At 66.1% G+C, this 25599-nt stretch carries 22 protein-coding genes; 12 read left to right on the top strand and 10 right to left on the bottom strand.

Annotated elements, in window-relative coordinates; translation table 11 throughout:
* On the top strand, window positions 1-887 hold an 887-nt coding region (gene rho, locus VGC77_RS15460; RefSeq protein WP_331172449.1), incomplete at its 5' end, for a transcription termination factor Rho.
* A 122-nt stretch (window positions 888-1009) separates the two neighbouring features.
* Here the strand turns inward: rho and VGC77_RS15455 are convergent.
* Window positions 1010-1210, bottom strand: coding sequence for a hypothetical protein (locus VGC77_RS15455; RefSeq protein ID WP_331172448.1), 201 nt, complete (start codon window positions 1208-1210; stop codon window positions 1010-1012).
* Between VGC77_RS15455 and mnmE the strand changes: the two genes are divergently transcribed.
* From mnmE to VGC77_RS15425, 6 genes are all read left to right on the top strand, one after another.
* Window positions 1143-2492 (top strand): tRNA uridine-5-carboxymethylaminomethyl(34) synthesis GTPase MnmE, encoded by a 1350-nt coding sequence (gene mnmE, locus VGC77_RS15450; protein WP_331172447.1) that lies wholly within the window; start codon window positions 1143-1145, stop codon window positions 2490-2492. The genes VGC77_RS15455 and mnmE overlap by 68 nt on opposite strands.
* A gap of 213 nt (window positions 2493-2705) precedes the next feature.
* A complete protein-coding gene (mnmG, locus tag VGC77_RS15445) occupies window positions 2706-4583 on the top strand; it encodes a tRNA uridine-5-carboxymethylaminomethyl(34) synthesis enzyme MnmG (RefSeq protein ID WP_331172446.1) in 1878 nt (625 codons plus the stop codon).
* A gap of 980 nt (window positions 4584-5563) precedes the next feature.
* Window positions 5564-6268 (top strand): 16S rRNA (guanine(527)-N(7))-methyltransferase RsmG, encoded by a 705-nt coding sequence (gene rsmG, locus VGC77_RS15440; RefSeq protein WP_331172445.1) that lies wholly within the window; start codon window positions 5564-5566, stop codon window positions 6266-6268.
* Window positions 6265-7116, top strand: coding sequence for a ParA family protein (locus tag VGC77_RS15435; protein ID WP_331172444.1), 852 nt, complete (start codon window positions 6265-6267; stop codon window positions 7114-7116). Before rsmG ends, VGC77_RS15435 begins: the two co-directional genes overlap by 4 nt.
* Window positions 7117-7394: 278 nt before the next feature.
* Window positions 7395-8276 carry a ParB/RepB/Spo0J family partition protein gene (locus tag VGC77_RS15430; protein ID WP_331172443.1) on the top strand — a complete coding sequence of 294 codons (882 nt, stop codon included), beginning with the start codon at window positions 7395-7397 and terminating at the stop codon, window positions 8274-8276.
* Between the two features lie 29 nt (window positions 8277-8305).
* Window positions 8306-8545 (top strand): hypothetical protein, encoded by a 240-nt coding sequence (locus VGC77_RS15425; RefSeq protein ID WP_331172442.1) that lies wholly within the window; start codon window positions 8306-8308, stop codon window positions 8543-8545.
* A 473-nt stretch (window positions 8546-9018) separates the two neighbouring features.
* Here the strand turns inward: VGC77_RS15425 and holA are convergent, their stop codons facing one another.
* The 4 genes from holA to VGC77_RS15405 all read right to left on the bottom strand — a co-directional run bounded on the left by holA (window position 9019) and on the right by VGC77_RS15405 (window position 15096).
* The gene (holA, locus tag VGC77_RS15420; protein WP_331172441.1) at window positions 9019-10047 is read right to left on the bottom strand and encodes a DNA polymerase III subunit delta; all 1029 of its coding nucleotides are present in this window, start codon (window positions 10045-10047) and stop codon (window positions 9019-9021) included.
* A gap of 1 nt (window position 10048) precedes the next feature.
* Window positions 10049-10600 carry an LPS assembly lipoprotein LptE gene (gene lptE, locus VGC77_RS15415; protein ID WP_331172440.1) on the bottom strand — a complete coding sequence of 184 codons (552 nt, stop codon included), beginning with the start codon at window positions 10598-10600 and terminating at the stop codon, window positions 10049-10051.
* Complete coding sequence (gene leuS, locus VGC77_RS15410; protein ID WP_331172439.1) at window positions 10587-13235, bottom strand: leucine--tRNA ligase; 2649 nt, start codon at window positions 13233-13235, stop codon at window positions 10587-10589. Before leuS ends, lptE begins: the two co-directional genes overlap by 14 nt.
* A gap of 187 nt (window positions 13236-13422) precedes the next feature.
* Window positions 13423-15096, bottom strand: a complete 1674-nt coding sequence (locus VGC77_RS15405; protein ID WP_331172451.1) for a diguanylate cyclase domain-containing protein — start codon at window positions 15094-15096, stop codon at window positions 13423-13425.
* A gap of 158 nt (window positions 15097-15254) precedes the next feature.
* On the opposite strand from VGC77_RS15405, the gene VGC77_RS15400 reads away from it, so the two are divergent.
* Entirely contained in the window at window positions 15255-15953 is a 699-nt protein-coding gene (locus tag VGC77_RS15400; RefSeq protein WP_331172438.1) for a YggS family pyridoxal phosphate-dependent enzyme, read from the top strand.
* Window positions 15954-16114: 161 nt separating this feature from the next.
* Here the strand turns inward: VGC77_RS15400 and VGC77_RS15395 are convergent, their stop codons facing one another.
* Window positions 16115-16669: a L,D-transpeptidase family protein gene (locus tag VGC77_RS15395; RefSeq protein WP_331172450.1), complete on the bottom strand. Its 555-nt coding sequence runs from the start codon at window positions 16667-16669 to the stop codon at window positions 16115-16117.
* Between the two features lie 209 nt (window positions 16670-16878).
* Between VGC77_RS15395 and VGC77_RS15390 the strand changes: the two genes are divergently transcribed.
* Window positions 16879-17565 carry a response regulator transcription factor gene (locus VGC77_RS15390; protein ID WP_331172437.1) on the top strand — a complete coding sequence of 229 codons (687 nt, stop codon included), beginning with the start codon at window positions 16879-16881 and terminating at the stop codon, window positions 17563-17565.
* A gap of 66 nt (window positions 17566-17631) precedes the next feature.
* Window positions 17632-18081 (top strand): cyclic nucleotide-binding domain-containing protein, encoded by a 450-nt coding sequence (locus VGC77_RS15385; RefSeq protein ID WP_331172436.1) that lies wholly within the window; start codon window positions 17632-17634, stop codon window positions 18079-18081.
* A gap of 417 nt (window positions 18082-18498) precedes the next feature.
* On the opposite strand, the gene VGC77_RS15380 is transcribed toward VGC77_RS15385, so the two are convergent.
* The 4 genes from VGC77_RS15380 to VGC77_RS15365 all read right to left on the bottom strand — a co-directional run bounded on the left by VGC77_RS15380 (window position 18499) and on the right by VGC77_RS15365 (window position 24280).
* Window positions 18499-19311, bottom strand: coding sequence for an exodeoxyribonuclease III (locus VGC77_RS15380; RefSeq protein WP_331172435.1), 813 nt, complete (start codon window positions 19309-19311; stop codon window positions 18499-18501).
* A 268-nt stretch (window positions 19312-19579) separates the two neighbouring features.
* The gene (locus VGC77_RS15375; protein WP_331172434.1) at window positions 19580-20380 is read right to left on the bottom strand and encodes an outer membrane lipoprotein carrier protein LolA; all 801 of its coding nucleotides are present in this window, start codon (window positions 20378-20380) and stop codon (window positions 19580-19582) included.
* 202 nt (window positions 20381-20582) lie between these two features.
* The gene (locus tag VGC77_RS15370) at window positions 20583-23045 is read right to left on the bottom strand and encodes a DNA translocase FtsK (protein ID WP_331172433.1); all 2463 of its coding nucleotides are present in this window, start codon (window positions 23043-23045) and stop codon (window positions 20583-20585) included.
* Window positions 23042-24280, bottom strand: a complete 1239-nt coding sequence (locus tag VGC77_RS15365) for an aminotransferase class I/II-fold pyridoxal phosphate-dependent enzyme (protein WP_331172432.1) — start codon at window positions 24278-24280, stop codon at window positions 23042-23044. Before VGC77_RS15365 ends, VGC77_RS15370 begins: the two co-directional genes overlap by 4 nt.
* 256 nt (window positions 24281-24536) lie before the next feature.
* Between VGC77_RS15365 and VGC77_RS15360 the strand changes: the two genes are divergently transcribed.
* Both VGC77_RS15360 and VGC77_RS15355 read left to right on the top strand, forming a co-directional pair.
* Window positions 24537-25073, top strand: coding sequence for a Panacea domain-containing protein (locus VGC77_RS15360; protein ID WP_331172431.1), 537 nt, complete (start codon window positions 24537-24539; stop codon window positions 25071-25073).
* 66 nt (window positions 25074-25139) lie between these two features.
* Window positions 25140-25355 (top strand): hypothetical protein, encoded by a 216-nt coding sequence (locus tag VGC77_RS15355; RefSeq protein ID WP_331172430.1) that lies wholly within the window; start codon window positions 25140-25142, stop codon window positions 25353-25355.
* Window positions 25356-25599: the final 244 nt, after the last annotated feature.

The following is a 25599-nucleotide window of genomic DNA, read 5'->3' as shown; positions in this document are numbered from 1 at the left end:
CCGAGAAGTCCAAGCACAAGGTCAATTTCGACAATCTGACGCCGCTGTTCCCGTACCAGCGCTTCCGGCTCGAACTCGAAGATTCGACCCGTCGCGACGTCTCCGCCCGCGTCATCGACATCGTGGCGCCGATCGGCAAGGGCCAGCGCGCGCTGATCGTGGCGCCGCCGCGCACCGGCAAGACCGTCCTGATGCAGAACATCGCGCATTCGATCACCGCCAATCATCCGGAATGCTACCTGATCGTGCTGCTGATCGACGAGCGGCCGGAAGAAGTCACCGACATGCAGCGTTCGGTGAAGGGCGAGGTGGTGTCCTCGACCTTCGACGAGCCGGCGGTGCGTCACGTCCAGGTCGCCGAGATGGTGATCGAGAAGGCCAAGCGCCTGGTCGAACACGGCCGCGACGTGGTGATCCTGCTCGATTCGATCACGCGCCTCGGCCGCGCCTACAACACCGTCGTGCCGTCATCGGGCAAGGTGCTGACCGGCGGCGTCGACGCCAACGCGCTGCAGCGGCCGAAGCGTTTCTTCGGCGCCGCGCGCAACATCGAAGAAGGCGGCTCGCTCACCATCATCGCCACCGCATTGGTCGATACCGGCTCGCGGATGGACGAAGTGATCTTCGAAGAGTTCAAGGGCACCGGCAATTCCGAACTGATCCTCGACCGCAAGGTCTCCGACAAGCGCACCTTCCCGGCGATCGATATCTCGCGCTCCGGCACCCGCAAGGAAGAGCTGATCACCGATCCGCAATTGTTGAAGAAGATGTACGTGCTGCGCCGCATCCTCAACCCGATGGGAACGATGGACGCCATCGACTTCCTGTTGGACAAGCTGCGCAACACCAAGAACAACGCCGAGTTCTTCGAATCGATGAACACCTGATCGACTACGGCGCCGGCGGAGCGTTTTGCACGCTCCGCCGGCGCCAGTTTTCGAGGCTTCAAAACGCCTCGAAAATCTTGCGGCAAACCGAAGGCAGCGCGCGGACGCGGCGACGAAAACGGTTATATACCACCATCACCTCGACTAAAGACTTGATGGTGTTGATGAATCGGCGTCCGCGTCGATTTTTTTGTGGCTGGCATCAGCCGCGCTGCATTTTCATTGCGTGATGATCGCGGCGACGCCAAATAGGCGATGCATCCGCGCCAGCAAACCATCTTCGCGTTGTCCTCGGGCCGACCGCCTTCGGCGATCGCGATCATCCGCGTTTCCGGACCTGAAGCCGCGACCGTGCTCGAACGAATCGCCGGGCGACTGCCGCCACCACGTCAAGCGACTCGCGCCGTGTTGAAGGATGCGCGTGGGCAACCGATCGACGACGCGGTGGTGCTGTGGTTTCCCGGGCCGGCGTCGGCGACCGGCGAGGACGTCGCCGAGTTTCACATCCATGGCGGCCGCGCGGTGTTGCAGGCGTTGGTCGCGGCGATCGCGACAATCGACAATCTGCGCGCCGCGGAGCCCGGCGAATTCACCAGGCGCGCCTTCGAGAACGGCAAGCTCGATCTCACCGAGGCCGAAGGGCTCGACGATCTGATCCACGCCGACACCGAGCGGCAACGCCGCCTGGCGTTGCGGCAGCTCAAGGGCCTGCTCGGCGACAGAGCCCGCGACTGGCGGGGAGAGATCATCGCGGCCTCCGCATTGGTGGAAGCCGCGATCGATTTTGCCGACGAGGGCGACGTGCCGGACGAGCTGATCGCGCCGGCCAAGGCCAAGATCGAAATCCTACTCGACGAGATCGAAGAGGTGCTGGCGCAGGAGGGCCGCAGCGAAAAGCTGCGCGACGGGCTGGTGGTGGCGATCACAGGGCCTCCGAACGTCGGCAAGTCGACGTTGATGAATCAATTGGCGCGGCGTGAGGTGGCGATCGTGTCGCCGCATGCCGGCACCACGCGCGATATCATCGAGGTGCATCTCGATCTCGACGGCTATCCGGTGACGGTGATCGATACCGCCGGGATCCGCGAGGCCAGCGACCCGGTGGAGCAGGAGGGGGTGCGCCGCGCGCGAAGCCGCGCCGCCGAGGCTGACCTGCGGCTGTGGCTGGTCGATACGCAGGCCGCCGGCGACGGCGAGGAGCCGTTGCGGCAATGGATGGCCGCGGGCCAGCACGGCTTCTGGGTGGTGCGCAACAAGGTCGACGAGGCCGAGGCGGCGCCGCCGAATTTGTCGGCGACCGGCTGGCCGTGCCATTCGATCTCGGCGGCGAGCGGCCGCGGCGTCGCCGAGTTGATCGCAGCGCTGGCGCGATTTGCCGCGGCGCATTTCGACGAGGGCTCGGCGCTGATCAGCCGGGCGCGGCACCGGCAATTGCTGCGGCAGACCGCGGATGCGCTCGGCCGCGCCGTCGATCTGCCGGAGGCGGCCGAGTTGATCGCCGAAGAGCTGCGCATCGCCGCGCACCGGCTCGGGCAATTGCTTGGCTGGGTCGACGTCGAGGATATTCTGGACGTGATTTTTCGCGAATTTTGTGTCGGTAAGTAATATTTCTTGGTTTATTTCTTGAAGTAATGAAATCTTGTTCACCTCAATTCACCTAGGCTTAGACGCTCACGATCGGAGCCGCTCACCCTCGCCGGTCTCAGGCTTGTTTCACGTGAAACAAGTCCCGGTCCCGCTTGCGCCGTTTCACGTGAAACGCTCCATTGATCCGATTCCGGCTTCCCGGTTTTCCACAGCCGCGATACAACCGCGGCCATGCAGACTTCCTTCGACGTCATCGTGATCGGCGGCGGCCACGCCGGCTGTGAGGCCGCCGCGGCTTCGGCGCGGCTCGGCGCCCAAACCGCGCTGGTCACCCATTCATTCGCCACCATCGGCGCGATGTCGTGCAATCCGGCGATCGGCGGGCTCGGCAAGGGCCATCTGGTGCGCGAGGTCGATGCGCTCGACGGCCTGATGGGCCGCGTCGCCGATCAAGGCGGCATCCAGTTTCGCATGCTCAATCGCCGCAAGGGTCCGGCGGTGCGCGGGCCGCGCGCCCAGGCCGACCGCAAGCTCTACGCCGCGGCGATGCAGGCGGCGATCCTGGCGACGCCCAATCTCCACGTCATCGAGGCCGAGGCCGACGACCTCCTCACCGCCGACGGCCGCATCATTGGCGTCAAGCTGGCCGATGGCCGCGAGCTTTCAGCCTGCGCGGTGGTGATCACCACCGGCACCTTTCTGCGCGGGCTGATCCATCTCGGCGAGAACAGCTGGCCGGCGGGGCGGATCGACGAAGCCCCGGCGCTGGGATTATCGCGATCCTTCGAACGGCTCGGCTTTGCGCTCGGCCGGCTGAAGACTGGCACCCCGCCGCGGCTCGACGGCCGCAGCATCGACTGGAATGCTGTGGAAATGCAGCCCGGCGACGAGCCGCCGGAGCCGTTTTCGGTGCTGACGGAGAAAATAACCAATCCGCAGATCGACTGCGGCATCACCCGCACCACGCCGGCGACCCACGATGTGATCCGCGCTAATGTGCATCGCTCGCCGATGTATTCCGGGCAGATCCAGTCCTCAGGGCCGCGCTATTGCCCGTCGATCGAGGACAAGATCGTCCGCTTCGGCGACCGCGACGGCCATCAGATCTTTTTGGAGCCGGAAGGGCTCGACGATCCCACCGTCTATCCCAACGGCATCTCGACGTCGCTGCCCGAGGAGGTGCAACGCGCGATCCTGGCGACGATTCCGGGCCTGGAGCGGGTCACGATGCTGCGCCCGGGCTATGCGATCGAATACGACCATGTCGATCCGCGCGAATTGACACCCACGCTGCAAGCGCGGCGATTGCGCGGGCTGTTTCTGGCCGGCCAGATCAACGGCACCACCGGCTATGAGGAGGCCGCGGCCCAGGGCCTGGTCGCCGGGCTCAACGCCGCGCTGCTAGCATCGGGCGGCGGCGAGGTCGTGTTCGACCGCGCCGACGGCTATCTCGGCGTGATGATCGACGATCTGGTGACCCGCGGCATCACCGAGCCGTACCGGATGTTCACCTCGCGCGCCGAATATCGCCTGACGCTGCGCGCCGACAACGCCGATCAACGGCTGACCGGCAGGGGCATCACGATGGGCTGCATCGGCGCCGAGCGGGCGGCGTTTCATAGCACCAAGATGGCGGCGTTGGCTGAGGCCAAGGTGCTCGCGCAGTCGCTGTCGATCACGCCGACCCAGGCCGCGAAATGCGGGCTGGCGCTGAACCGCGACGGGGTGCGGCGCTCGGCGTTCGACCTGTTGGCCTATCCCGAGGTGGATTGGGCGCAGGTCGCGGCGATCTGGCCGGAATTGACGGCGATTGCGCCCCAGATCGCCACGCATCTGGAGATCGACGCCACCTATGAGGTCTATCTGAAGCGGCAGCGTGCCGACGTCGAAGGCTTTCGCCGCGACGAGGGGCTGTTGCTGGCCGGGATCGACTACGCGCTGGTGCCGGGGCTGTCCAATGAAGCCCGCGGGCGGCTGGAAAAGGCCCGGCCGCGCACCGTTGGCCAAGCCGGGCGGCTCGACGGCCTGACGCCGGCTGCGCTGGGGATTCTGGCGGCCTATCTGCGGCGCGAGGCGCGCAAGACGCGGGTCGATTCGGCGGCGGGGTAGGGCGGCGCTTCGGTTTCGGCCTCAGCACCAGGGCATCGGACGGTCCCATTGGGTCCATAGGTCCGACGACGATGTTTCACGTGAAACAACGACGACTGTAAGCGACCGTGTCCCGAGCCGGGGTAGCCCAGACGGCTGCCACACCGTAGCAACAGCGTGGTCTTGAGCCTTTCTCAGGCAAAGAATCGCATCTCCTAAGAGTCTGACTCAAAAAGCGATCAATGAAATTAGGCATTAAACGCGTCATTGCGAGGAGCTCTTGCGACGAAGCAATCCAGGGCCACGCTTGCAGCCCTGAATTGCTTCGCCTCTCGGTCGGCGTACGCGCCGTCCCCGACTCGCAATGACAAAAAACCCTGATTTTGCTCGCTGCTTTTTCGGTCAGGCTCTAAGGTACAGCGCTTTCTCTCATGGTGAGGAGCACCTTGGCGCGTCTCGAACCATTAGGCTGACCTCACCATGAGGCTACACTTCATTCCCGCCGTCATCCTGAGGAACCCGGCGAAGCGCGGAGCGCGAAGCCGGGTGTCTCGAAGGATGGCCACGGGGTCGGTGGCCGCGCCGCGGTTCCGTAGCCGCATCCTTCGAGGCCCTCGCGTTGCTCGGGCGCCTCAGGATGACGGCCTCTCCGTGTTTGGTGACAACGAGTGTGGTTTCCGTCGCAGCCGCCAAGGCCCCACCCGGCCGCTAACCTGGGTCACGCTCAAGCCGCACACTTGGCCCGGCGTCACATCGCGGCGGCGTTCTTCGCTTAAACGATGGAAGTCGCGGCCGGGCAGGGCTATGAACGAGTTGTCTCAACTACTCGCGGCCTCACGCATTCGAGCGCTCGCGGCAATCGGCGAACCGACGCCGCGAGGAGCGAGTAATCTGAGCGCTTCGCCTGCGCGATGCGACCCATCAACTGCCGACCCGCCTGCGCGATGTGACCCACGAGTTCCGACCTCCGACGCTCGCAAACTACGGATTTTCCCGGCCCGATGGCCCAACGTTTGCAAAAAGCCCCGCCGCCGCCCGATCTCGCCGCCGACAAGACCGCGGCGCTGGGGCTGACCCCCGTTTCACGTGAAACAGAGCGGCGGCTCGAGGCCTATGTGGCGCTCCTCTTGCAATGGCAGGCCAAGACCAATCTGATTTCGCCCGCGACGCTGCCGGAGCTGTGGACCCGACACATCGCGGATTCGCTGCAATTGCTGCGGCTCGCGCCCGACGCCAAGCACTGGCTCGATTTCGGCAGCGGCGGCGGCTTCCCCGGCGTGGTGCTGGCCTGCGCGATGGCCGACGCACCGGGCGGCTCGGTGCGGCTGGTCGAGCGCAACGCCAAGAAGGCGGCGTTTTTGCGCGAAGCGCTGCGCGTCTCCGGCGGCGCCGGGCAAGTTATCCTCGCGGATATCGGGGATAGTGTGGATAGATGGGCCGGCGAGGTCGATTGCGTCACCGCGCGCGCGGTGGCTCCGCTACACCAGCTCATCGGTTTCGCGGAACCCTTGATCCGGCAAGGCGCCAAGGCCTTGTTTCTCAAGGGTCAAGATGTAGATGCGGAATTGACCGAAGCCACTAAATATTGGAAGCTCAGCCCACGCCTGCATCCCAGCCTCACCGGCGGACACGGCTGGATTGTCGAACTCGACGCCGTCGAGCGGCAGCATCAGTCCGCCCCAACCCCCCATGGCGTCTCGGTATGACCGTAATTGATGAGATATATCAAGGTGATAGGCGAGGCGGCGTGGCGAAGCCGCGGATCCTGGCGCTCGCCAACCAGAAGGGCGGGGTCGGCAAGACCACCACCGCGATCAATCTCGGCACCGCGCTGGCGGCGATCGGTGAACGGGTGCTGATCGTCGACCTCGATCCGCAGGGCAACGCCTCGACCGGGCTCGGCATCGACCGCCGCAACCGCAACTGCTCGACCTACGACGTCTTGATCGGCGAGGCGCCGCTGCGCGACGCCGTGGTGCCGACCGCGGTGCCGCGGCTGCATATCGCGCCCTCGACCATGGACCTCTCCGGCCTCGAACTCGAACTCGGCGCCACCCGCGACCGCGCGTTCCGGCTGCGCGACGCCATCGGCGCGCTCAACAACAACATCGAGCCGCCGCTCGACTACACCTATGTGCTGATCGATTGCCCGCCGTCGCTGAACCTGCTCACCGTGAATGCGATGGCGGCGTCGGACGCGATCCTGGTTCCCTTGCAGTGCGAGTTCTTCGCGCTGGAAGGCCTGTCGCAACTGCTGCAGACCGTCGAGCAGGTGCGCTCGACGCTCAATCCCAATCTGTCGATCCACGGCATCGTGCTGACGATGTTCGACAGCCGCAACAATCTGTCGAACCAGGTGGTCGCCGACGTCCGGCAATTCATGGGCAAGAAGGTCTACGACACCATGATCCCGCGCAATGTGCGGATCTCGGAGGCGCCGAGCTACGGCAAGCCGGTGTTGGTCTACGATCTGAAATGCACCGGCTCGGAAGCCTATCTGCGGCTCGCCACCGAAGTGATCCAGCGCGAGCGCGAACTGCGCACCACGCATTGAGCGTGGTTCGACGGCGCGTGAGTTCGACGCGGTGCGCCGTCATCCTTCGAGACGCCCGGCTTCGTCCTTCGTCCTTCGGACTTCGCCGGGCTCCTAGGATGGCGGAGAGGTTTTAAGCGGCGCAACATATCGGGCGTCATCCTGAGGTGCGAAGCCGCACTTGCGGCGAGCCTCGAAGGATGGCCGCGAGGATGAGCTACACACCACCGGCGCACCGCGCCGTTCGTTCGTACAAGTATCCAACGCGGAGATGCGACGTGAATCCAAGGGAGCTTCCGATGGCCGACGAGCAGCGTTCGCGATTGGGTCGCGGTCTGGCAAGCCTGATCGGCGATGTCGGCGGCGAGGCCGCGCATCTGGAGCGGCCGCGCGCGCAGCGCAAGGTGCCGATCGAATTCCTCAAGGCCAATCCGCGCAACCCGCGCCGCGCCTTTTCCGACGCCGAACTTGGCGAACTCAGCGATTCGATCAAGCAGCACGGCGTGATCCAGCCGATCGTGGTGCGGCCGCTGCGCGGCGTGCAGGACCGCTACGAGATCATCGCCGGCGAACGGCGCTGGCGCGCCTCGCAGCTCGCCGGATTGCACGAAGTGCCGATCGTGCCGATCGACGTCAGCGACGCGGTGGCCTTGGAAATCGCCATCATCGAAAACGTGCAGCGCGAGGACCTCAACGCGCTGGAAGAGGCGCAGGGCTATCACGCGCTGGCCAGTGAGTTCAAACACAGCCAAGAAGACATCGCCAAGATCGTCGGCAAGAGCCGCAGCCATGTCGCCAACATGATGCGGCTGACCAAATTGCCGGACGACGTGCAGGCGCTGATCGCCGCGGGACACCTCTCGGCCGGCCACGCCCGCGCGCTGATCGGCGTGCCGGATGCCTCGCTGGCTGCGAAGCGGATCGTCGAGGAGGGGCTCAACGTGCGGCAGGCCGAGGCGCTGGCGCACGAGGAGGGCGTGCCGGAGCGCGCGCCGCAAAAAGCCCGCGCCGGCAAGGCCGCCAAGGACCCCGATACGCTGGCGCTGGAAAAGCGCATCAGCGACGCGCTCGGCATGAAGATCAGCATCGACGATCGCGGCGGCGCCGGCGCGGTGCAGATCAGATATCGCGACCTCGACCAGCTCGACGACATCGTGCGCCGGCTGGAGGCGGGGAGTTAGTTGGCGGCTGGTGGGGCGGGAGAACGCAAGTGCTTGTTCTCGATTTTCTGCTGGACATCATCGGCTACACCACGGCGCGGATGCTGCTTCCGGTGTTGACCTTTGGCCGAATTCGGGTCGAAGCGGTGGAGTCGCGCGACATCGGTTTCAATGGGCTTGGCTTCAAGCGGCTTCCCGACGGCGTCCTATTGTGCGCATCGGATCTCGCCGGTTGGATCGGTGTGCTGATCTGGGCGCTGCTGCTGGTGGTGATCGCCCTCGCGATCTGAGCGACGACAAGCGGGGAGCGCCGTCATCCTGAGGAGCCCGGCGAAGCCCGAAGGGCGTAGCCGGGCGTCTCGAAGGATGGGCCGAGAGCGCGCAGCCGCCACGTCACGCGCAGCCGCATCCTTCGAGGCTCGCCGCTGTGCGGCTTCGCACCTCAGGATGACGGCGGTTAGTTCGTGTCGATGCCGTTTGACCTAACGGCGTCGCCGGTGAGTTTGTTGGCCTCGTTATACAAGAAACAGTCATTCCGGGGCGCGAGGCCGAAAGGCCGAGCGAACCCGGAATCTCGCTACTTGGGGAAATCGTTTGCTGGTGGCGAGATTCCGGGTTCGCGCGCCGCTGACGCGACGTGCGCCCCGGAATGACGGCTTGTCTGTGGCTGGCCGCAGCTGCCCCACACTTGTGCGCACTTGGCCGCAGCCGCTCCACACTTGTCCGCCGCCGCTCTCCAAGAAGCCAGCTCGCGCGAAGCGGACTACCCCCGCCGCCTCGCGTTGACCGCGATCGCCAGCAGCGCGCGCTGCGCGATCACCGGCGCCAGCGCATTCTGCTTGCGCATCTCCAAAGCCGCAGCGGCGAGCTGCTCGACGACCGCCAGCAGCCGCGGCGCAGTGAAATTGCGCAACCCCGCCTCGACGATCGCCTTCCGGGAAAAATGCAGCCGCGGAAAGCCGCTCTCGACCGCCGAGGCTTCCGAACCGCCGGCGTCGACGGCGAGCGCCGCCTTGTGCATCAAGGCGGCGTGGCGCTGCGCCGCCATGATGATGCTGTCGGGATTGGAGCCCGCCTTCATCGCCTTGGTGAATTCGGTCTCCACCAGCGCCGGCCGGCCGGCGAAGGCGCCGTCGATCACCGGATCGAGCTTCAATTCCGAGGCGTCCGCCACCACCGCCATGACGTCGTCCAGCGTCACTTCGTTTTGGCCGTGGGCGTAGAGCACCAGCTTGCGCAACTCGTTGCGCGAGGCCTGGCGGTCGCCGCCGAGCAGCGACACCAACAGCGCGCGGACGTCGGCGGCGATGCGCAGATTGGCGTTGCGCAATTCGTCGTCGACCAGTTTGGCGAGATCGCGTTCGCCGTCGGTGTAGCAGCCGATCGCCACCGCGGTCTTGGCGCGCTCGCAGGCCTTGCGCAAGGCGGCGTCGGGCTTCAGATCGCCGGCCTCGATCACGATCCGGCAATCCTGCAGCGCGGAGTCGGCCAGCGTTTCGACGCCGCTGACGAAACTCTTGGACCCGGCGCGCACCCGGATGGCGCGGCGGCCGCCGAACATCGGGATCGTCATCGCCTCGTCGACCAGCCGCGACGGCTCGGCCGCGAGTTCGTCGCCGTCGAGCCGCACGGTCGAAAACGGATCGGAGGGATCGTCGACCGCCGACGCAATCAGCGCTTCGGCGCGCTCGCGCACCAGGCCCGCGTCGGGGCCGTACAACAGAATGATCGGTCGGCCGGAATCCGGCCGGGCGAGAAAACTGTCGATCTCTCGTCCGCGCAGCGCGACCAAATCAAATCCCGGCGTAGAAGAACGACGCCAGCCGGGTCTGGATGTTTTCGGCGATTTCCTGCGAGGCGCGATCCTCGGCGTCGCGGAACGCGCGCTGCCGGGCGAAGCGTTGGGTCTGCCCGGGGACGTCGTAGGACACCCGCGAGAACGTGTTGCCGGTCAGCACCACCTTGTCGGTGGCGTTTTCCTTCAGCACGAAGGTGGCGTCGATGCCGTAATTCTCGATCGCCGGCAGCGCCGTCGTCGGATCGACGATCAGCGAGGAGCGCGTGGTGGCGAGCTTGATTTCCAGCCGATGCGTTGGCGGCATGCCGGTGGCGTTGCCGTACATCTTGAACATCAGCGCGTTGCGGATCTCGACGCCGATTCGCGCCACCCGCGAGCCGTTCGGCGCATTGATCGCCGGAACCTCGACGCTGGCCAGCTTGTCGCGAAGGCCGGGTACGGCATCGCTGCGCTCGGCATACATCGGCTGAAAACAACCGGCGGTCAGCGCGGCCAATGCGGCCACGACGATCAGTCGGGCGGCAAGGCGGGGACTAGCCCACGACATTCACGATCCTTTGCGGAACAATGATAATCTTGCGGACGGGTTTGCCATCCAGGGCCTGTTTTACCGCATCGAGCGACAAAACGGCAGCCTCAATTTGCGGATTTTGCGCATCCCTGGCCACTGTGACTTCGCCGCGCTTCTTGCCGTTGACCTGAACAGGTAGGGTAATGCTGTCCGACACCAGCAAGGCGGCCTCGATCTGAGGCCACCGGGCTTCCGACACCAGGCCGCTGTGGCCGATCGCGGTCCAGCATTCCTCCGCCAGATGCGGCATCATCGGCGCGATCAGCAGCACCAGGATGTCGATCACCTCGCGCGCCGCCGCGGCCAGCACCGCATCGCCGGCGATCTGCCCCTCGGCGGCGTTGCCCAGCGCGGCTTCGAGATCGCCGACATAGACATAGAGCTTGGCGACCGCGGTGTTGAAGCGCAGCCGGTCGATGCCGGCGAGAATTTCCGACAGCGCCCGATGCGCGGCGACCCGCAGCGCCTGCGCCGCGGGATGGTTTGCGGCGTCGAGTTTGCTGCCCGGCGCCGGCAGTTGCGGCGCCAGCGTCGAAACCAGCCGCCACACCCGCTGCACGAAGCGGCTGGCGCCCTTGACGCCATCCTCGCTCCAGATCACGTCGCGATCCGGCGGCGAATCCGACAGCATGAACCAGCGCGCGGTGTCGGCGCCGTAGCTGCCGATGATGTCGTCGGGATCGACGGTGTTGCGCTTCGACTTCGACATCTTCTCGATCGGGCCGATCTCGACCGGCTGACCGCTGTCCAAGAGGCTCGCCAGCCGGTTGTCGCCATCGGCGATGACGCGGATTTCCGCCGGCGAGGCGAAGCTGCCGTCGAGCTTCTTGTAGGTCTCGTGCACCACCATGCCCTGGGTGAACATGCCCTTGAACGGCTCGTCGAAGCCGACATGGCCGGTGGCCTGCATCGCCCGGGTGAAGAACCGGCTGTACAGCAGATGCAGAATCGCGTGCTCGACGCCGCCGATATATTGATCGACCGGCATCATGCGGTCGACCACCGCGCGGGTGGTCGGGGCCTCCGCGTTCCACGGATCGGTGAAGCGCGAGAAGTACCAGGACGAATCGACGAAGGTGTCCATGGTGTCGGTTTCGCGCCGCGCTGTGCCGCCGCATTGCGGGCAGCCGACGTGCTTCCAGGTCGGATGGCGGTCGAGCGGATTGCCGGGGCGGTCGAATTCGATGTCGTCGGGCAATTGCACCGGCAGGTCCTTCACCGGCACCGGCACCACGCCGCAGACCTCGCAATGGATGATCGGAATCGGGCAGCCCCAATAGCGCTGCCGCGAAATGCCCCAGTCGCGCAGCCGGAAATTGACCTGGCGCTGCGCCACCGGACGGTTGCCGAGCGTCAGTGATTCCAGCCGCTTGGCGACGGTTTCCTTGGCATCCGCGATGCTCATGCCGTCGAGATCGATGAAGCCGTTCTTGGAATTGATCATGCGGCCGTCGCCGTCATAGGCGATGTCGGTGACCACGAAGCTCGAAGGGTCCTGGCCTTCCGGGCACACCACCGGCAGGTTGCCGAGGCGGTATTTGTTGACGAAGTCGAGGTCGCGCTGGTCGTGCGCCGGGCAGCCGAAGATCGCGCCGGTGCCATAATCCATCAGCACGAAATTGGCGACATAGACCGGCAGTTGCCAGCTCGGATCGAACGGATGAACCGCGCGAATCCCGGTGTCGAAGCCCTGCTTCTCCGCGGTGTCGATCTCGGCCTGCGCGGTGCCGGTCTTGCGGCACTCCTCGATGAAGGCGGCGAGCGCCGGATTCGATTTGGCGGCTTCCGCGGCCAGCGGATGATCCGCCGACAGCGCGACGAATTTGGCGCCGAACAGCGTGTCGGGCCGGGTGGTGAACACCTCGACCTCGGTCTCCTGATTCGGCGTGGTGGCGGCATCCAGCGCAAAGCGCAGCAACAGCCCCTCGGAGCGGCCGATCCAGTTGCGCTGCATGATGCGGACCTTGTCCGGCCAGCGGTCGAGCCGGTCCAGCGCGGTCAGAAGATCCTGCGAATACTTGCTGATCTTGAAGAACCACTGGGTCAATTCGCGCTGTTCGACCAGCGCGCCGGAGCGCCAGCCGCGGCCGTCGATCACCTGCTCGTTGGCGAGCACGGTGTTGTCGACCGGGTCCCAGTTCACCTTGGATTGCTTGCGCTCGACCAGGCCGGCGGCCAGGAAATCGATGAACATCCGCTGCTGGTGCTTGTAGTAGCCGGGATCGCAGGTGGCGAATTCGCGCGACCAGTCCAGCGACAAGCCCATCGATTTGAGCTGCGCCTTCATGGTGGCGATGTTGGCGTAGGTCCAGGATTTCGGATGCACCTTGTTGGCCATCGCGGCGTTTTCCGCCGGCATGCCGAATGCGTCCCAGCCCATCGGATGCAGCACGTTGTAGCCGCGCGCCCGCATTGTCCGCGCCACCACGTCGCCCATGGTGTAATTGCGCACGTGACCCATATGGATGCGCCCCGACGGATACGGGAACATCTCCAGCACGTAGTATTTCGGCCGCGGATCGTCGTTTTTGGTGGCGAAGATCGCGTTGTCGTCCCACTGGCGTTGCCAGCGCGGCTCGGATTCGCGGGCGTTATAGCGTTCGTTGGTCATGGGCTGTTCGGAGACGGGCCGGCCGGTTCAAGCGCCTGTGGCGGCAAAAGGAGGATGCGCGAATGAGCTCGCAAACCGGTGCTCGCTCGGCGCGTGAGGCGGGCGACTAGGCCACAAAAGCCGGTGGCGGGTCAATGGCTTGCGACAAGGAAGCAGGGCCGCGCCGGGGGGCTTGCGGCGGCCTCGCTCAGCTGGCCATCGACAGCCCCGAATCCGAGCCGTGGAGGAAGCCGTGCTCGACCACGGCGTTGCGGCCGCGGTGCTTGGCGGCATAGAGCGCGGCGTCGGCGGCCTCGATCAGGTCGCGCGGCGCATTGGCCGGATGCGGCACGGTGCGCGCCACCCCGACGCTGACCGTGACCTGCTGGAAAATGCTGGTACGGTGCGGAATGGCGAGGTGGGCGACGGCGCTGCGCACCATCTCGCCGACCTCGGAGGCGCGGCCGGCCTCCGCCAACAGCAGGCAGAATTCCTCGCCGCCATAGCGCGCGGCAAAGCCGCCGATGTCGTTGGCGATCGTCGCCAGGGTTTCACCGATCCGGCTGATGCAGGCGTCGCCCTCGGGGTGGCCATAGGTGTCGTTGAACGGCTTGAAATGGTCGACGTCGATCATCAACAGCCCGACATCGGTGCTGTTCTGCTCGGCCTTCATCCATTCGAAATCCAGCCGGCTCTGGAAGCCGCGGCGGTTGGCGAGCCCGGACAGCACGTCGATCGAGGCCATCACCGTGAGCCGGTTGTTGATCGCCACCAGGCCGCGTTCGCGCTCCACCAGATGCGCCGCCATGGCGTTGAAAGCGCGCGCCAGCGGCACGAACTCCGCCGGCAGCCGCTTGCGGCTGACCCGCGCCGACCAGTCGCCCTGGCCGAATTTCTTCGCCACCTCGGTCATCATGTTGACCGGCTTCACGATCAGCCGCTCGGCGGCGATCAAGGCGCCGAGCAGCACGATGAAGCAGACCAGCGCCAGCTGCAGATAGGCGGTGCGGATCTCGCGGTTGATGCCGGCGGAGACCTTGGCCTCGTCGACCGCCACCACCAGCCGGGCGGTGGTGCCGCGAATCGGCGCGAAATACACCGCGCGCTCGTTGCTGGGCGGAGCGGCGGTGAACGCCCGCTCCTCGGCGCCGAGATCGTTGACCGGATTGGCCGGCTCGGCCGGGCCGACGAAGGGCTGGCCGACCAGGCTCATCTGGTCGGGCGGGGTGGCGAGCACGATGCCGTCGCCGTCGATCAAGGCCGCGGTGACGCCGGGACGGCCGCCGAGATTGCCCATCACCCCGGACATCCAGTCGAGGTTGAGCCCGGCCACCAGCACCGCCTCCTCGCCGCCGTCGATCGCCGACACCGGATAGGCCGCCAGGATGGTGCCCTTGCCGGTCTGCCGGCCGACCAGGAAATCGCTGACCACGAAATCGTGGCTCTCGATCGCCTTCTTGAAATAGGTGCGATCGCTGATGTTGAGGCCGACAAAGATCGCCGAGGTCGAACAGCGCACGATGCCGTCCGGACCCGCGACCATCAGCATCCGGATCGAGGGCAGATCGACCCGCAGGCTGGCGCGCAAGGTGGCGCAGCCGCGGCCGATCCGCGACGCCGAGGCGTGGATATAGGCCGAGGATTTCAGCACCGCCTCGACCGAGGAAATGATCTCGCGCTGTGAGGCCGCGGTGCGCTCCGCCAGCGCCGACAATTCGCTCGACGCCATCGACACCTGCTTGACGCGGGTGTCCTCCAGCGAGCGGATGCGCTCGACCATCAACGGGCCAACCAGGATCAACGCCAGCAGCACCAGCCGCGCGCGGATCCCGAATATGCCCTTGAGTTTCGCCTTTTTGCGGTAGAAACCGACGCGTGACATCGTCATCCCCATTCCCCGGCGAACAGGCTATGGGAAAGGGTTCAAGAAGCCTTTTTGCAATTCGCTACAATTCGAGCAATCCACGTAGTGCTACGAGGTGCAGACGCCGTGAGTGAGACCGCAGCCGCCTTCCGCGATCCGGTAAGGTTTGCTTTACCATGGCCGCCAAGGCGCCGCGCCGCGCCGCTTCCTGCGAGCGATTGGCGATGAGCGGGCTCGCCGAGGTCGAGCGGCAGATCGCGCGGGCCTGCGCCGAGGCCGGCCGCGCGCGCGCCGCGGTGACGCTGATCGCGGTGTCGAAGACCTTTGAGGCCGATGGCATCAGCCCGGTGCTGCAGGCCGGGCAACGGGTGTTCGGCGAAAACCGCGTGCAGGAGGCCAGGGCCAAGTGGCCGGCGCTGACCGCGGCCTATCCCGGCGTTGAGCTGCATCTGATCGGGCCTTTGCAATCCAACAAGGCCAAGGAGGCGGTGGCGCTGTTCGACGCCATCCATTCGGTCGACCGGCCGAGCCTGTGCCAGGCGCTGGCCAAGGAAATCGCCGCGCAGAGTCGCGCGGTCGAGCTGTTCGTGCAGCTCAACACCGGCGAGGAGCCGCAAAAGGCCGGGGTGGCGCCGGCCGACGCCGATGGCTTCATCAAGGCCTGCCGCGATAGTTACGGGCTCACGATCGCCGGGCTAATGTGCATTCCGCCGGTCGACCAGGCGCCGGCGCCGCATTTCGCGCTGACCGCGAAAATCGCCGCGCGCAACGGCCTGAGCAAGCTATCGATGGGGATGAGCGCGGATTTCGCCGTGGCGATCGCGTTCGGCGCCACCCATGTCCGGGTCGGCTCGGCGATTTTCGGGCATCGGTGACGGCCGGCTGCCGGGAGTCGTCATCCTGAGGTGCGAAGCCGCATTTGCGGCGAGCCTCGAAGGATGCGGCTCCGAGCGACCGGGCCATCCTTCGAGACGCCCCGCTTCGCGCTACGCGCTTCGCCGGGCTCCTCAGGATGACGCCAACGCTGTGTCAGGCCTCACCCGATCACGATCTTGGTCTGCGGCCCGAGCCGCGCCAACAGCCGCAGCAGCGCGGCGCGGCGCATCGCCACGCAGCCGGCGGTCGGGCCGAAATTGTCGCGCACGACATGCAGGAACACAGCACTTCCCCGCTGGGCCACGCGCGGGCGCGTGTTGTGGTCGATTTCGATAATCAGATCATAGAGATGGTCGTCGCGCCGCAGCCGGTCGAAGGCGCCGCCGGGCGGCCGCCGCAGCGGCTGGTTGTAATGCCGGTCGGTGGGATCCTCGCACCAGGCGTCCTGCGCCGTGATGCGGCGCACCGGCAACAGCGTCCGTGGCCGCGGTAGCCGATCGGCGCGCCACCACAGCCGCAGCGGACGGAAGGTGCCGCGGGGCGTGCCGCCGTCGCCCTCGCGCTTGTCGGCCTTGATGCCGCCGCGCCCCAGCGCCACCGGCACCACGATCCCGGCGGCGGTCAGCCAGCCGCGCTGCGGGTGGCCGGCGGCCGGCCGCACCCGCACCACGGATAGCGCGGCGCGGCACTCGCGTTGCCGCAGAATCGGACGAATCGTCGATAAAGTAACGGGTTGCAAAGGACGACGGGCTTTCCTGCGCTGGCCGCGAGGTTAAATTTCACGGCGGTGGAGTTATATTTGACGGCAAACGTTCCTATCTGGACCACACTACCCCAGCGACCCGCCGCTTGGGAGCGCGATCCGACGAAGGCGCCCCGCCCGTCGCCGACGCGACCCCGATGCCCGCCCAAAGGACCTCACCGATGCCGAACGCTCGCAAGATCCTGATCGTGGACGACGACAACGACCTGCGCGACGCGCTGGTCGAACAATTGTCGCTGCACGAGGAATTCGAGGCCTCGGCGGTCGACACCGGCGCCAAGGGGGTGATCGCCGCCAAGGCGGAGGCGCCGGACCTGGTGCTGATGGATGTCGGACTGCCCGACACCGACGGCCGCGAGGTGGTGCGCAGCCTGCGCAAGGGCGGCTTCAAGGCGCCGATCATCATGCTGACCGGGCACGACACCGAATCCGACACCGTGCTTGGGTTGGAATCCGGCGCCAATGACTATGTCGCCAAGCCGTTCCGTTTCGCGGTGCTGCTGGCGCGGATCCGCGCGCAACTGCGCCAGCACGAGGCCAGCGAGGACGCGGTGTTCACTGTGGGGCCGTATAGCTTCCGCCCCGGCTCCAAGATGCTGACCGGCGCCAACGCCAAGAAGGTGCGGCTGACCGAGAAGGAAACCGCGATCCTGCGCTTCCTTTATCGCTCCGGGCTGTCGCCGGTGTCGCGCGAGACGCTGCTGCAGGAGGTGTGGGGCTACAATTCCGGCGTCACCACGCATACGCTGGAAACGCATATTTACCGGCTACGCCAAAAGATCGAGAAGGACGCGGCGAATCCCGAGATCCTGGTCACCGAAGCCGGTGGCTACAAGCTGGTGCCGTGATACGATTCGGGCGCCGATTCGCTTTTTAGCGGAGTTTGTCCCTGCGTCCCGATCAGCCGGTCCTTGATGTCGATCGAAGATGATGTTGCGCTGCTCGAGCGCGTCCCGACATTGCGCTTGTTGGGCGACGCTTCGCTACGCATGCTGGCGATCGGCTCCGACCAGCACGTCTATGCCCGCGGCGACGTGCTGTTCAACGCCGGCGACATGGCCGATGCCGGCTATGTGGTGCAGCGCGGCTCGTTCAAGATCAGCGCCGACGACGCCGGCAGCCACGAGATCGTGGCGCTGCCCGGCGCGCTGATCGGCGAACTGGCTCTGATGGTGGCGATGCCGCGGCCCTCCAGCGCGGTGGCGCAGGAATACTCCGCGGTGATCCGGATCGGCCGCGGGCTGTTTCAGCGGGTGCTGGAAGCCGACCCCGCCGCTGCGGTGCGGCTGCGCGACGACCTCGCCGCCCGCACCACGCGGATCGCCAGCGAAATTTTGAAGGCCGGGGCGCGGCTGGGCGGCTGAGTGCCGGCGGTTGCTGCTGCGGGCGCCATCGTTGGCGGCACGACATTTACACTAGGCACGGCGCGCTCCCTCTCCCTCCCCCTTGCGGGCAGGGCGCCGCACATGGATTTTCGCAGGCCATTGCCTCGCAGCTTTCTTCACCCTCCCCTGGAGGGGGAGGGTCGGCGCTGACCGCGCGTAGCGCGGTGCACGCCGGGGTGGGGTGAGCAGCGCGCGCGGCGGATGAACTCTTCGCCACCCCACCCCGCTCGCTGCGCGAGCGACCCTCCCCCTCCAGGGGAGGGTGGTCCTCGCAGCAACCGCTAACTTTCATATGCGATTGCCCTGCCCGCAAGCGGGAGAGGGGGCTCGCTGCCGTTGTCGCGGCGCGGTATATTGCTTCGGCCGCTGGGGCAACTCCTACGCTCCCGATACCAACTACAACTCCATCACCACGGTCACCGGCACGTGGTCGCTCGGGCGTTCCCAGCCGCGGGCGTCGCGGTTGACCTTGTAGTCCTGCACGCAGGGCCCGAGCGCCGGCGACACCCAGATATGATCGAGCCGGCGACCGCGATCGGCGATCCGCCAGTCGGCGGCGCGATAGCTCCACCAGGTGTAGATCTTTTCCGACAACGCAATACGTTCGCGCGCGACGTCGAGCCAGCCGCCCTGCTGTTGCGCGGCCAACAGCTTTTCGCATTCGACCGGGGTGTGCGAGACGACTTTAAGTAACTGCTTGTGCGACCAGACGTCGTGCTCGTGCGGCGCGACGTTGAGATCGCCGACCAGGATGTGGCGGGCGTCGCCTTGCGGATGCAGCGGTGCGCAGGACTTCATCTCGTCGAGGAAGGCGAGCTTGTGCTTGAATTTCGGATTGAGCGCGGGATCGGGAATGTCGCCGCCGGCCGGCACGTAGAAATTATGCACCACCAGCGGCGCTGCGGTGTGTTCGGGCGCGAATGAAACCGAGATGTGCCGCGAATCCAGGTTCTCGCAGAACACCCGGATGTCGGTGGAAGCGAACGGCAGCTTCGAGACCACCGCGACGCCGTGATAACCCTTCTGCCCGTTCAGCGCGACGTGCTCATAGCCCAGCCGCTTGAAGCGCTTCAGCGGAAAGGCGTCGTCGGGGCATTTGGTTTCCTGCAGGCACAGCACGTCGGGGCGCTCGCTCTTGAGAAATTTTGCCACGAGATCGATGCGCAGCCGCACCGAGTTGATATTCCAGGTTGTTAGTGTGAAGCGCATGGGGATCCGGGCCAGAGCGGCGATGCATCTTACCATCTCCCCTTGTGGGAGAGGGTGGCGGAAGCGAGCAAAGCGAGCTTGCGCCGAGCGAGGGGTTTTGCAGGCGAGAGGTCGCACCCCTCACCCGCCTTCGCTACGCGAAGGCACCGTCTCCCACAAGGGGAGAGGGAAGAAGGCCACGTCTCGAAGGATGAGAGGGCAGAATGCACGTGGTTCGAGACGCGCGCCGGGAGGCGCGCTCCTCACCATGAGGCCTTGACTCTGGGCGCTAGCCCGGCGGTGTCGAGTAGTTGGTGAAGTCGATCTTGAACATACCGGGATCGGGCTTCTTCGAGGAGTCGAGATTATACACCGCGACCGTGGTGTCGTAGCCCTGCGGATCGGTGACGGTCCATTGCTTGAGCTGATTGTCCTTGGCGCCGATCATCAGCATCAGCCGGCTGGTGCCGACCAGCACCTGCTTCTCCTCGATCACCACCGAGATGAACAGGTCGTCGGCGGTGACGCTGACCACGTTGGTATCGCGCAGCAAATCGATGCGGTCGCTGAGCAGATAGCGCAGCGGGGTCTGTGATAAGGGATAGATGTCCTGCGTCGCCAGCTTGCGGTCGCGCACCGCCACCGAGGAGCCGTCGGCGATGATCGCGATCGGGCTCGGCTCGTCATATTCGAAGCGCACCTTGCCGGGCTTCTGGATGTAGAAATCGCCCTTGGTGCGGCTGCCGTCCGGCCCGACCTGGACGAAATTGCCGACCAGCGTCGAGAGCGATGACAGGTAATTGCTGACGCGGGCGGCCTGCGCCTTCTGCTGGGCGTCGAAGGTGACGAACAACGGGCTCGGGGTGTTGCGGCGCGGATCGGGAATCACCGGCTCCGGCGGCGCGCTGGAGGCGCCGCTGCCGGGGCCGCGGGCCGGCTGGGTGGTGGCGGAGAGCTGGATGCCGCCGTCGCGCGGCTTCGGCGCCGGTTTCGGCAACGGAATGGTTTGCGCGGCGACCGGCGCCGCCAACAGGCCGACCGCCAGCGTCAACGCCAGCGTGCGCCGCGCGTGCGGCTTGCGCCGCGACATCCGCGGCCTGCAGTCTGCTGTGGGAGCGTTGATCGTCACTGCGTCGTCCTGGCCGCGGGAAGCGGGCATTTTACATCGGTTGCGGTCCGGATGGGGACCGATTTCGCGCGCTGCAACGGAACCGCCGCCGCAGCGCTTGCGGCTAAGCCAACGCTGTGGCGATTTCGCGACTCCGGCGCGCCATCGTTGGGCGGGGTCAGGCTCAAAACCCGCTTTCCTCTTCTTCGACCAGAATCTCGCGTTTGCCGGCGTGGTTGGCCTGGCCGACGATGCCTTCCAGTTCCATCCGCTCCATCAGCGACGCGGCGCGGTTATAGCCGATCTGCAGCCGGCGCTGAATATAGCTGGTCGAGGCCTTGCGATCGCGTTTGACGATGGCGACCGCCTGCGAGAACAGGTCGCCGCCCTCGCCGCCCATCCCGGTGGCGTCGAACACCGCGCCGTCCTCGTCGGTCGGCTCTTCCGCGGTGACCGCTTCGAGATATTCCGGCTGACCCTGGGTCTTGAGGTGGCGCACCACCTTCTCGACCTCCTCGTCCGAGACGAACGGGCCGTGCACGCGGCTGATCCGGCCGCCGCCGGCCATATACAGCATGTCGCCCTGGCCAAGGAGCTGCTCGGCGCCCATTTCGCCGAGGATGGTGCGGCTGTCGATCTTCGAGGTGACCTGAAACGAGATGCGGGTCGGGAAATTCGCCTTGATGGTGCCGGTGATGACGTCGACCGAGGGCCGCTGGGTGGCGAGGATGACGTGCAGGCCTGCGGCGCGCGCCATCTGCGCGAGGCGCTGCACCGCGCCTTCGATGTCCTTGCCGGCGACCATCATCAGGTCGGCCATCTCGTCGACGATGATGACGATATAGGGCAACGGCTCGAGGTCGAGCTTCTCGTCCTCATAGATCGCCTTGCCGGTTTCCTTGTCGAAGCCGGTATGCACGGTGCGGGTCAATTCCTCGCCGCGCGCCTTGGCCTCGGCGAGCCGCGAATTGTAGCCGTCGAGGTTGCGCACGCCGAGCTTCGACATTTTCTTGTAGCGCTCCTCCATCTCGCGGACCGCCCATTTCAGCGCCACCACCGCCTTCTTCGGATCGGTGACGACCGGCGTCAAAAGATGCGGGATGCCGTCATAGACCGACAATTCGAGCATCTTCGGATCGACCATGATCAGGCGGCACTGATCGGGCCTGAGCCGGTACACCAGGCTGAGGATCATGGTGTTGATGGCGACCGATTTGCCGGAGCCGGTGGTGCCGGCGATCAACAGATGCGGCATCCGGGCCAGATCGACGATGATCGAATCGCCGCCGATGTTCTTGCCGAGGCAGAGCGGCAATTTCGCCACCGACTCGTTGCCGTCCTTCACGGCGAGGAGTTCGCGCAAATACACCTTTTCGCGGTGCGGATTCGGCAGCTCAATGCCGATCGCATTGCGGCCGGGCACCACCGCGACGCGGGCGGACAGCGCGCTCATCGAACGCGCGATGTCGTCGGCGAGGCCGATGACGCGCGACGACTTGATGCCGGGCGCCGGCTCCAATTCGTACAGCGTCACCACCGGGCCGGGATGCGCCTTGACGATCTCGCCGCGCACGCCGAAATCGCCGAGCACGCCTTCCAGCGCGCGGGAATTGGTTTCCAGCTCGGTCTTTGAGAGCGGCTGGCGGTCGGAGGCCTTCGGCGAGGTCAGCATCGCCACCGCCGGCAGCTCGAATTTGTCGGCGGATTTGCGGGCCGGCTGGCGCGGCGCGGCCTTCTTGTTGCGCGGCGCGCGGGCGGCGGGCGCCTCCTCCTCGTCCTCGGACTCGGGCTCGTCGTCCTCGTCGGCGTCGTGCTCGCCGGCGTCGGCCTGCGGCGCGATCGAGGGGCTGGGACGGCTGCCGCCGAGCCGCGGCTCCTGGCGTTCGAAGCCGGCGGCGCGGCCGGCCGGCGCGCTCGACACCAGCGAGCGATAGGCCAGCGTCAACAGCCGGGCGAGCCGTGCCTTGGCGCTCATCGCGGCGTGCACCAGGAAGCCCAGCGATACCGAGCCGCCGTCATCGTCTTCCTCGAGCGGGGTGTCGTCGACCTCGATCGAGACCTGCTGCTGCTCGCGGGCGCCGAGCCCGCAGGCCATTACGAAGGAGGCCAGCATCGCCGAGCCGAGAATGAGGCCGAGCACCACCCGGTAGATGAAGCCGGGCGGGCCGAACACCACCGCGGGCGCGCGCACCAAGGCGTCGCCGACCACGCCGCCGATCCCGGTCGGCAGCGGCCAGGAGCCGACCGGCGGCCAGCAGCTGGCAAAGCCGGCGGCGATCACGGTGCACAGGATCCAGCAGGCGATGCGCAGCGCTTCGCGGTCGAACGGCCGATGGGTGATCATCCGCCAGCCCCACACCGCGACGGTGAGAATCGTCGCGATGGCGCCGAGTCCGAGGATCTGCATCGCCAGATCGGCGCCGATCGCGCCGGAATAGCCGAGAATATTGCGGATCGGCCGCGAGGTGGCGTGGCTGAGGCTGGGGTCCTGCACCGACCAGGTCATCAGCGCCGCGGCGGCGACCATCGCCAGCACCACGAGGCCGACGCCGGCGAGTTCGCGCAGCCGCCGCGCCAGGCTCTCGCGGATGGCGTGGGGCAGATGTCCGACCAGGGGAATGACGCGTTCGATCGCTGGCATGCTCATCGGCCGGGCTTCTCATCGAGCAGCTGCACCAGCCGCTGCAACGCTTCGGCGGTGGCGGCGGCATCCTGCACCAGCGCCAGACGGATATAGCCGGCGCCGGGATTGCTGCCGTCCAGCTGGCGGCGGGCGAGATAGCTGCCGGGCACCACGCGGACGCCGCCGTCGCGGTACAGCTTCACGGTCGCGGCCTCGTCGCCGCCGTGCTGCGACACGTCGAGCCACAGGCAGAAGCCGCCGGCGGGGCGGCTGTAGCCGTAACGGGCGCCGAGGATCTGGTCGGCGAGCTCGAATTTCTGCCGGTACAGCCTGCGGTTCTCCTCGACATGGGTCTCGTCGGCATAGGCCGCGACCCCGACATGCTGCAGCGGCATCGCCACCTGGGGTCCGGCGACATTGCGCAATTCATGGAACAGATTGAGGAATTTGGCGTCGCCGGCGACGAAACCGAGGCGCAGGCCGGGCAGGTTGGAGCGCTTCGACAGCGACTGGAACGCGACCACATGGGCGAAATCCGGCCCCGCCGCCTCCAGCATGCTGCCCGGCGCCTGCCGGGTGTAGATCTCCGAATAGCATTCGTCGGCCAGCACCATGAAATCATGGCGCTCGGCCAGCGCCTTCAGCCGGGCGAAATAGGCCAAGCTCGCCACCGCGCCCTGCGGATTGGCCGGCGACGCCAGATAGATCGCCACGGTGCGCGCCAGCGTCGCCTCGTCGAGCGCGTCGAGATCGGGCAGAAAGCCGCTGGCCGCGGTGGTTTCCAGAAACACCGGCTCGCAGCCGGCGGCGCGGGCGCCGGCGCCATAGGCCGGATAGAACGGATTCGGCAACAGGATCGCGGGCGTCCCGGCACGCGGGCCGACATGGCGGACGGCGGCGAGCGCGGCGAGGAACAGGCCTTCGCGGCTGCCGTTCAGCACCAGAATTTCGCTCTCCGGATCGATCGGGCGCGGCAGCGTGAACCTGCGGCCGAGCCAGCCGGCCGCGGCCTGCCGGAACGGCGCGATGCCACGGGCTGCGGGATAGCGGCCGAATTCGCCGATATGCTGCGCCAACACTTCGCCGACGAAGCCCGGCAGCGCGTGCTGCGGCTCGCCGACCGACAGGTTGATCAGCGGCAATTTGGGTTGATAGGGCGCGAGCAGCTCGGTCAGCCGGGCGAACGGCGAGCGCTCGGCCTCACCGCCGGAGGGGTGGCCGGCGTCCTGCGCCGCGCGGGAAGAAGCGGTCATAGCCATTCGAGGCGCCAGCACTTTCAGGCGGTCGATCGCATGCGGGATCGAGCGGAAAACGGATCAGCCACCATAGATACGGCGAGGTTAAGACGCGATTAACCATCGACTTTGCCCGGGGTTATGCCGGAGAGACAGCTCGAGCCCCCCTAAAGTGGATGCCGACCGCCGCCGACCTCTAGGCACGAATCGCGAAACCGCATAAAATCATCAAATGTCAAGTCTTCCTGAGACCCGGACGAAGCTAACCTGGAAAGTCAATTTGCCCGGCGGCCAGCGGCGGCTTCGGGAGGCGATTTTGTATGTCGCGCAGGCTTGCGCCGAAGCTCCCTTTTTCGGCCTGGTGAAGCTCAACAAAATCCTATGGAGGGCCGATTTTGATTCTTTCGCTCAGCGAGGTCAGCCGGTCACGGGACGACAATATCAACGCAGAAAGTTCGGTCCGGCTCCGGTGGAGATGATGCCGGTGTTGAACGAGCTGCAGTCCGACGGCTTGCTTCAGATCCAGAAGATTCCGCAAGGCGGGTATGAAGAACAGCGGCCGGTGGCTCTTGGAGCACCGATCCTGGGCATGTTCAGCGGCCAGGACATTGAGTTTCTCGACCGCGCGATCGCCTTCTATTGGAGCAAGACCGGCAAAGAAACGAGCGATCACTCGCACGGTGTCGCTTGGCGGACAAGAGAGGACGGCGAGGCAATGCCCTACGAGCTTGCCTACCTTTCCGACGAGCCTGTTGGAAGCGCGCAGTCGGCTCGATTGCTGCAATTAGCGGCCGAGCGCGGTTGGCGAAGCAAGTAAGTGCGACAGATTATTGAGGGTCAGTATTTCTCTGAATGCGTTGCTCGTCTTGGCGGATACCGTGCCGTGGATCTTGCGCTGGAAACGGTGGTCGAAGCGTTGATGCAGAATCCATTCGGATTTCCTCTCATCGAAAATGATTGGTGCAGAATTCGCTACGCGAGGACAAGGATGATCGAGAGATACATTCCTCCCCTTGTCATCGCGTTCACAATCACCCCCGAGAATGACGTAGTCTTGGAATGGGCTGAAATTGCAGATGATGCCGCCGGTGAGGTGTGATCACCGCGGAGCCCGATCATGCTCGGCGGCACGCATGCTTAAAGGTCAGAACGCATAAATCGCATCGGCGGTTGCGGTCGGCCGGATCGCGGGCTTGAGACTATGGTCGTGTCCCGCCAAGTGGTGTAGCTCGGTAGAGCAAAGCCGCCCGCACGCGCGACCTCAAATAGCGCCGTAGCGGGCGGGCGGCTTTGCGGCGGCCATCGGCGATTTGCCCGGTAGGATCGGGTTGCGAGACACCAAC

Origin of the sequence: Rhodopseudomonas sp. (genome assembly GCF_036404135.1) — a bacterium.
Classification (GTDB): Bacteria; Pseudomonadota; Alphaproteobacteria; order Rhizobiales; family Xanthobacteraceae; genus Rhodopseudomonas_A.
Note: the sequence above shows the minus strand (reverse complement) of the source record. Positions and strands in the feature narration are given on the sequence as shown.

Coding starts and splice junctions, on each gene's coding strand:
- mnmE (WP_331172447.1), top strand. CDS start 1,143: ATGCATCCGCGCCAGCAAACCATCTTCGCGTTGTCCTCGGGCCGACCG.
- VGC77_RS15455 (WP_331172448.1), bottom strand. CDS start 1,210: ATGATCGCGATCGCCGAAGGCGGTCGGCCCGAGGACAACGCGAAGATG.
- mnmG (WP_331172446.1), top strand. CDS start 2,706: ATGCAGACTTCCTTCGACGTCATCGTGATCGGCGGCGGCCACGCCGGC.
- rsmG (WP_331172445.1), top strand. CDS start 5,564: ATGGCCCAACGTTTGCAAAAAGCCCCGCCGCCGCCCGATCTCGCCGCC.
- VGC77_RS15435 (WP_331172444.1), top strand. CDS start 6,265: ATGACCGTAATTGATGAGATATATCAAGGTGATAGGCGAGGCGGCGTG.
- VGC77_RS15430 (WP_331172443.1), top strand. CDS start 7,395: ATGGCCGACGAGCAGCGTTCGCGATTGGGTCGCGGTCTGGCAAGCCTG.
- lptE (WP_331172440.1), bottom strand. CDS start 10,600: ATGTCGTGGGCTAGTCCCCGCCTTGCCGCCCGACTGATCGTCGTGGCC.
- leuS (WP_331172439.1), bottom strand. CDS start 13,235: ATGACCAACGAACGCTATAACGCCCGCGAATCCGAGCCGCGCTGGCAA.
- VGC77_RS15405 (WP_331172451.1), bottom strand. CDS start 15,096: ATGTCACGCGTCGGTTTCTACCGCAAAAAGGCGAAACTCAAGGGCATA.
- VGC77_RS15400 (WP_331172438.1), top strand. CDS start 15,255: ATGGCCGCCAAGGCGCCGCGCCGCGCCGCTTCCTGCGAGCGATTGGCG.
- VGC77_RS15390 (WP_331172437.1), top strand. CDS start 16,879: ATGCCGAACGCTCGCAAGATCCTGATCGTGGACGACGACAACGACCTG.
- VGC77_RS15385 (WP_331172436.1), top strand. CDS start 17,632: ATGTCGATCGAAGATGATGTTGCGCTGCTCGAGCGCGTCCCGACATTG.
- VGC77_RS15380 (WP_331172435.1), bottom strand. CDS start 19,311: ATGCGCTTCACACTAACAACCTGGAATATCAACTCGGTGCGGCTGCGC.
- VGC77_RS15375 (WP_331172434.1), bottom strand. CDS start 20,380: ATGTCGCGGCGCAAGCCGCACGCGCGGCGCACGCTGGCGTTGACGCTG.
- VGC77_RS15370 (WP_331172433.1), bottom strand. CDS start 23,045: ATGAGCATGCCAGCGATCGAACGCGTCATTCCCCTGGTCGGACATCTG.
- VGC77_RS15365 (WP_331172432.1), bottom strand. CDS start 24,280: ATGGCTATGACCGCTTCTTCCCGCGCGGCGCAGGACGCCGGCCACCCC.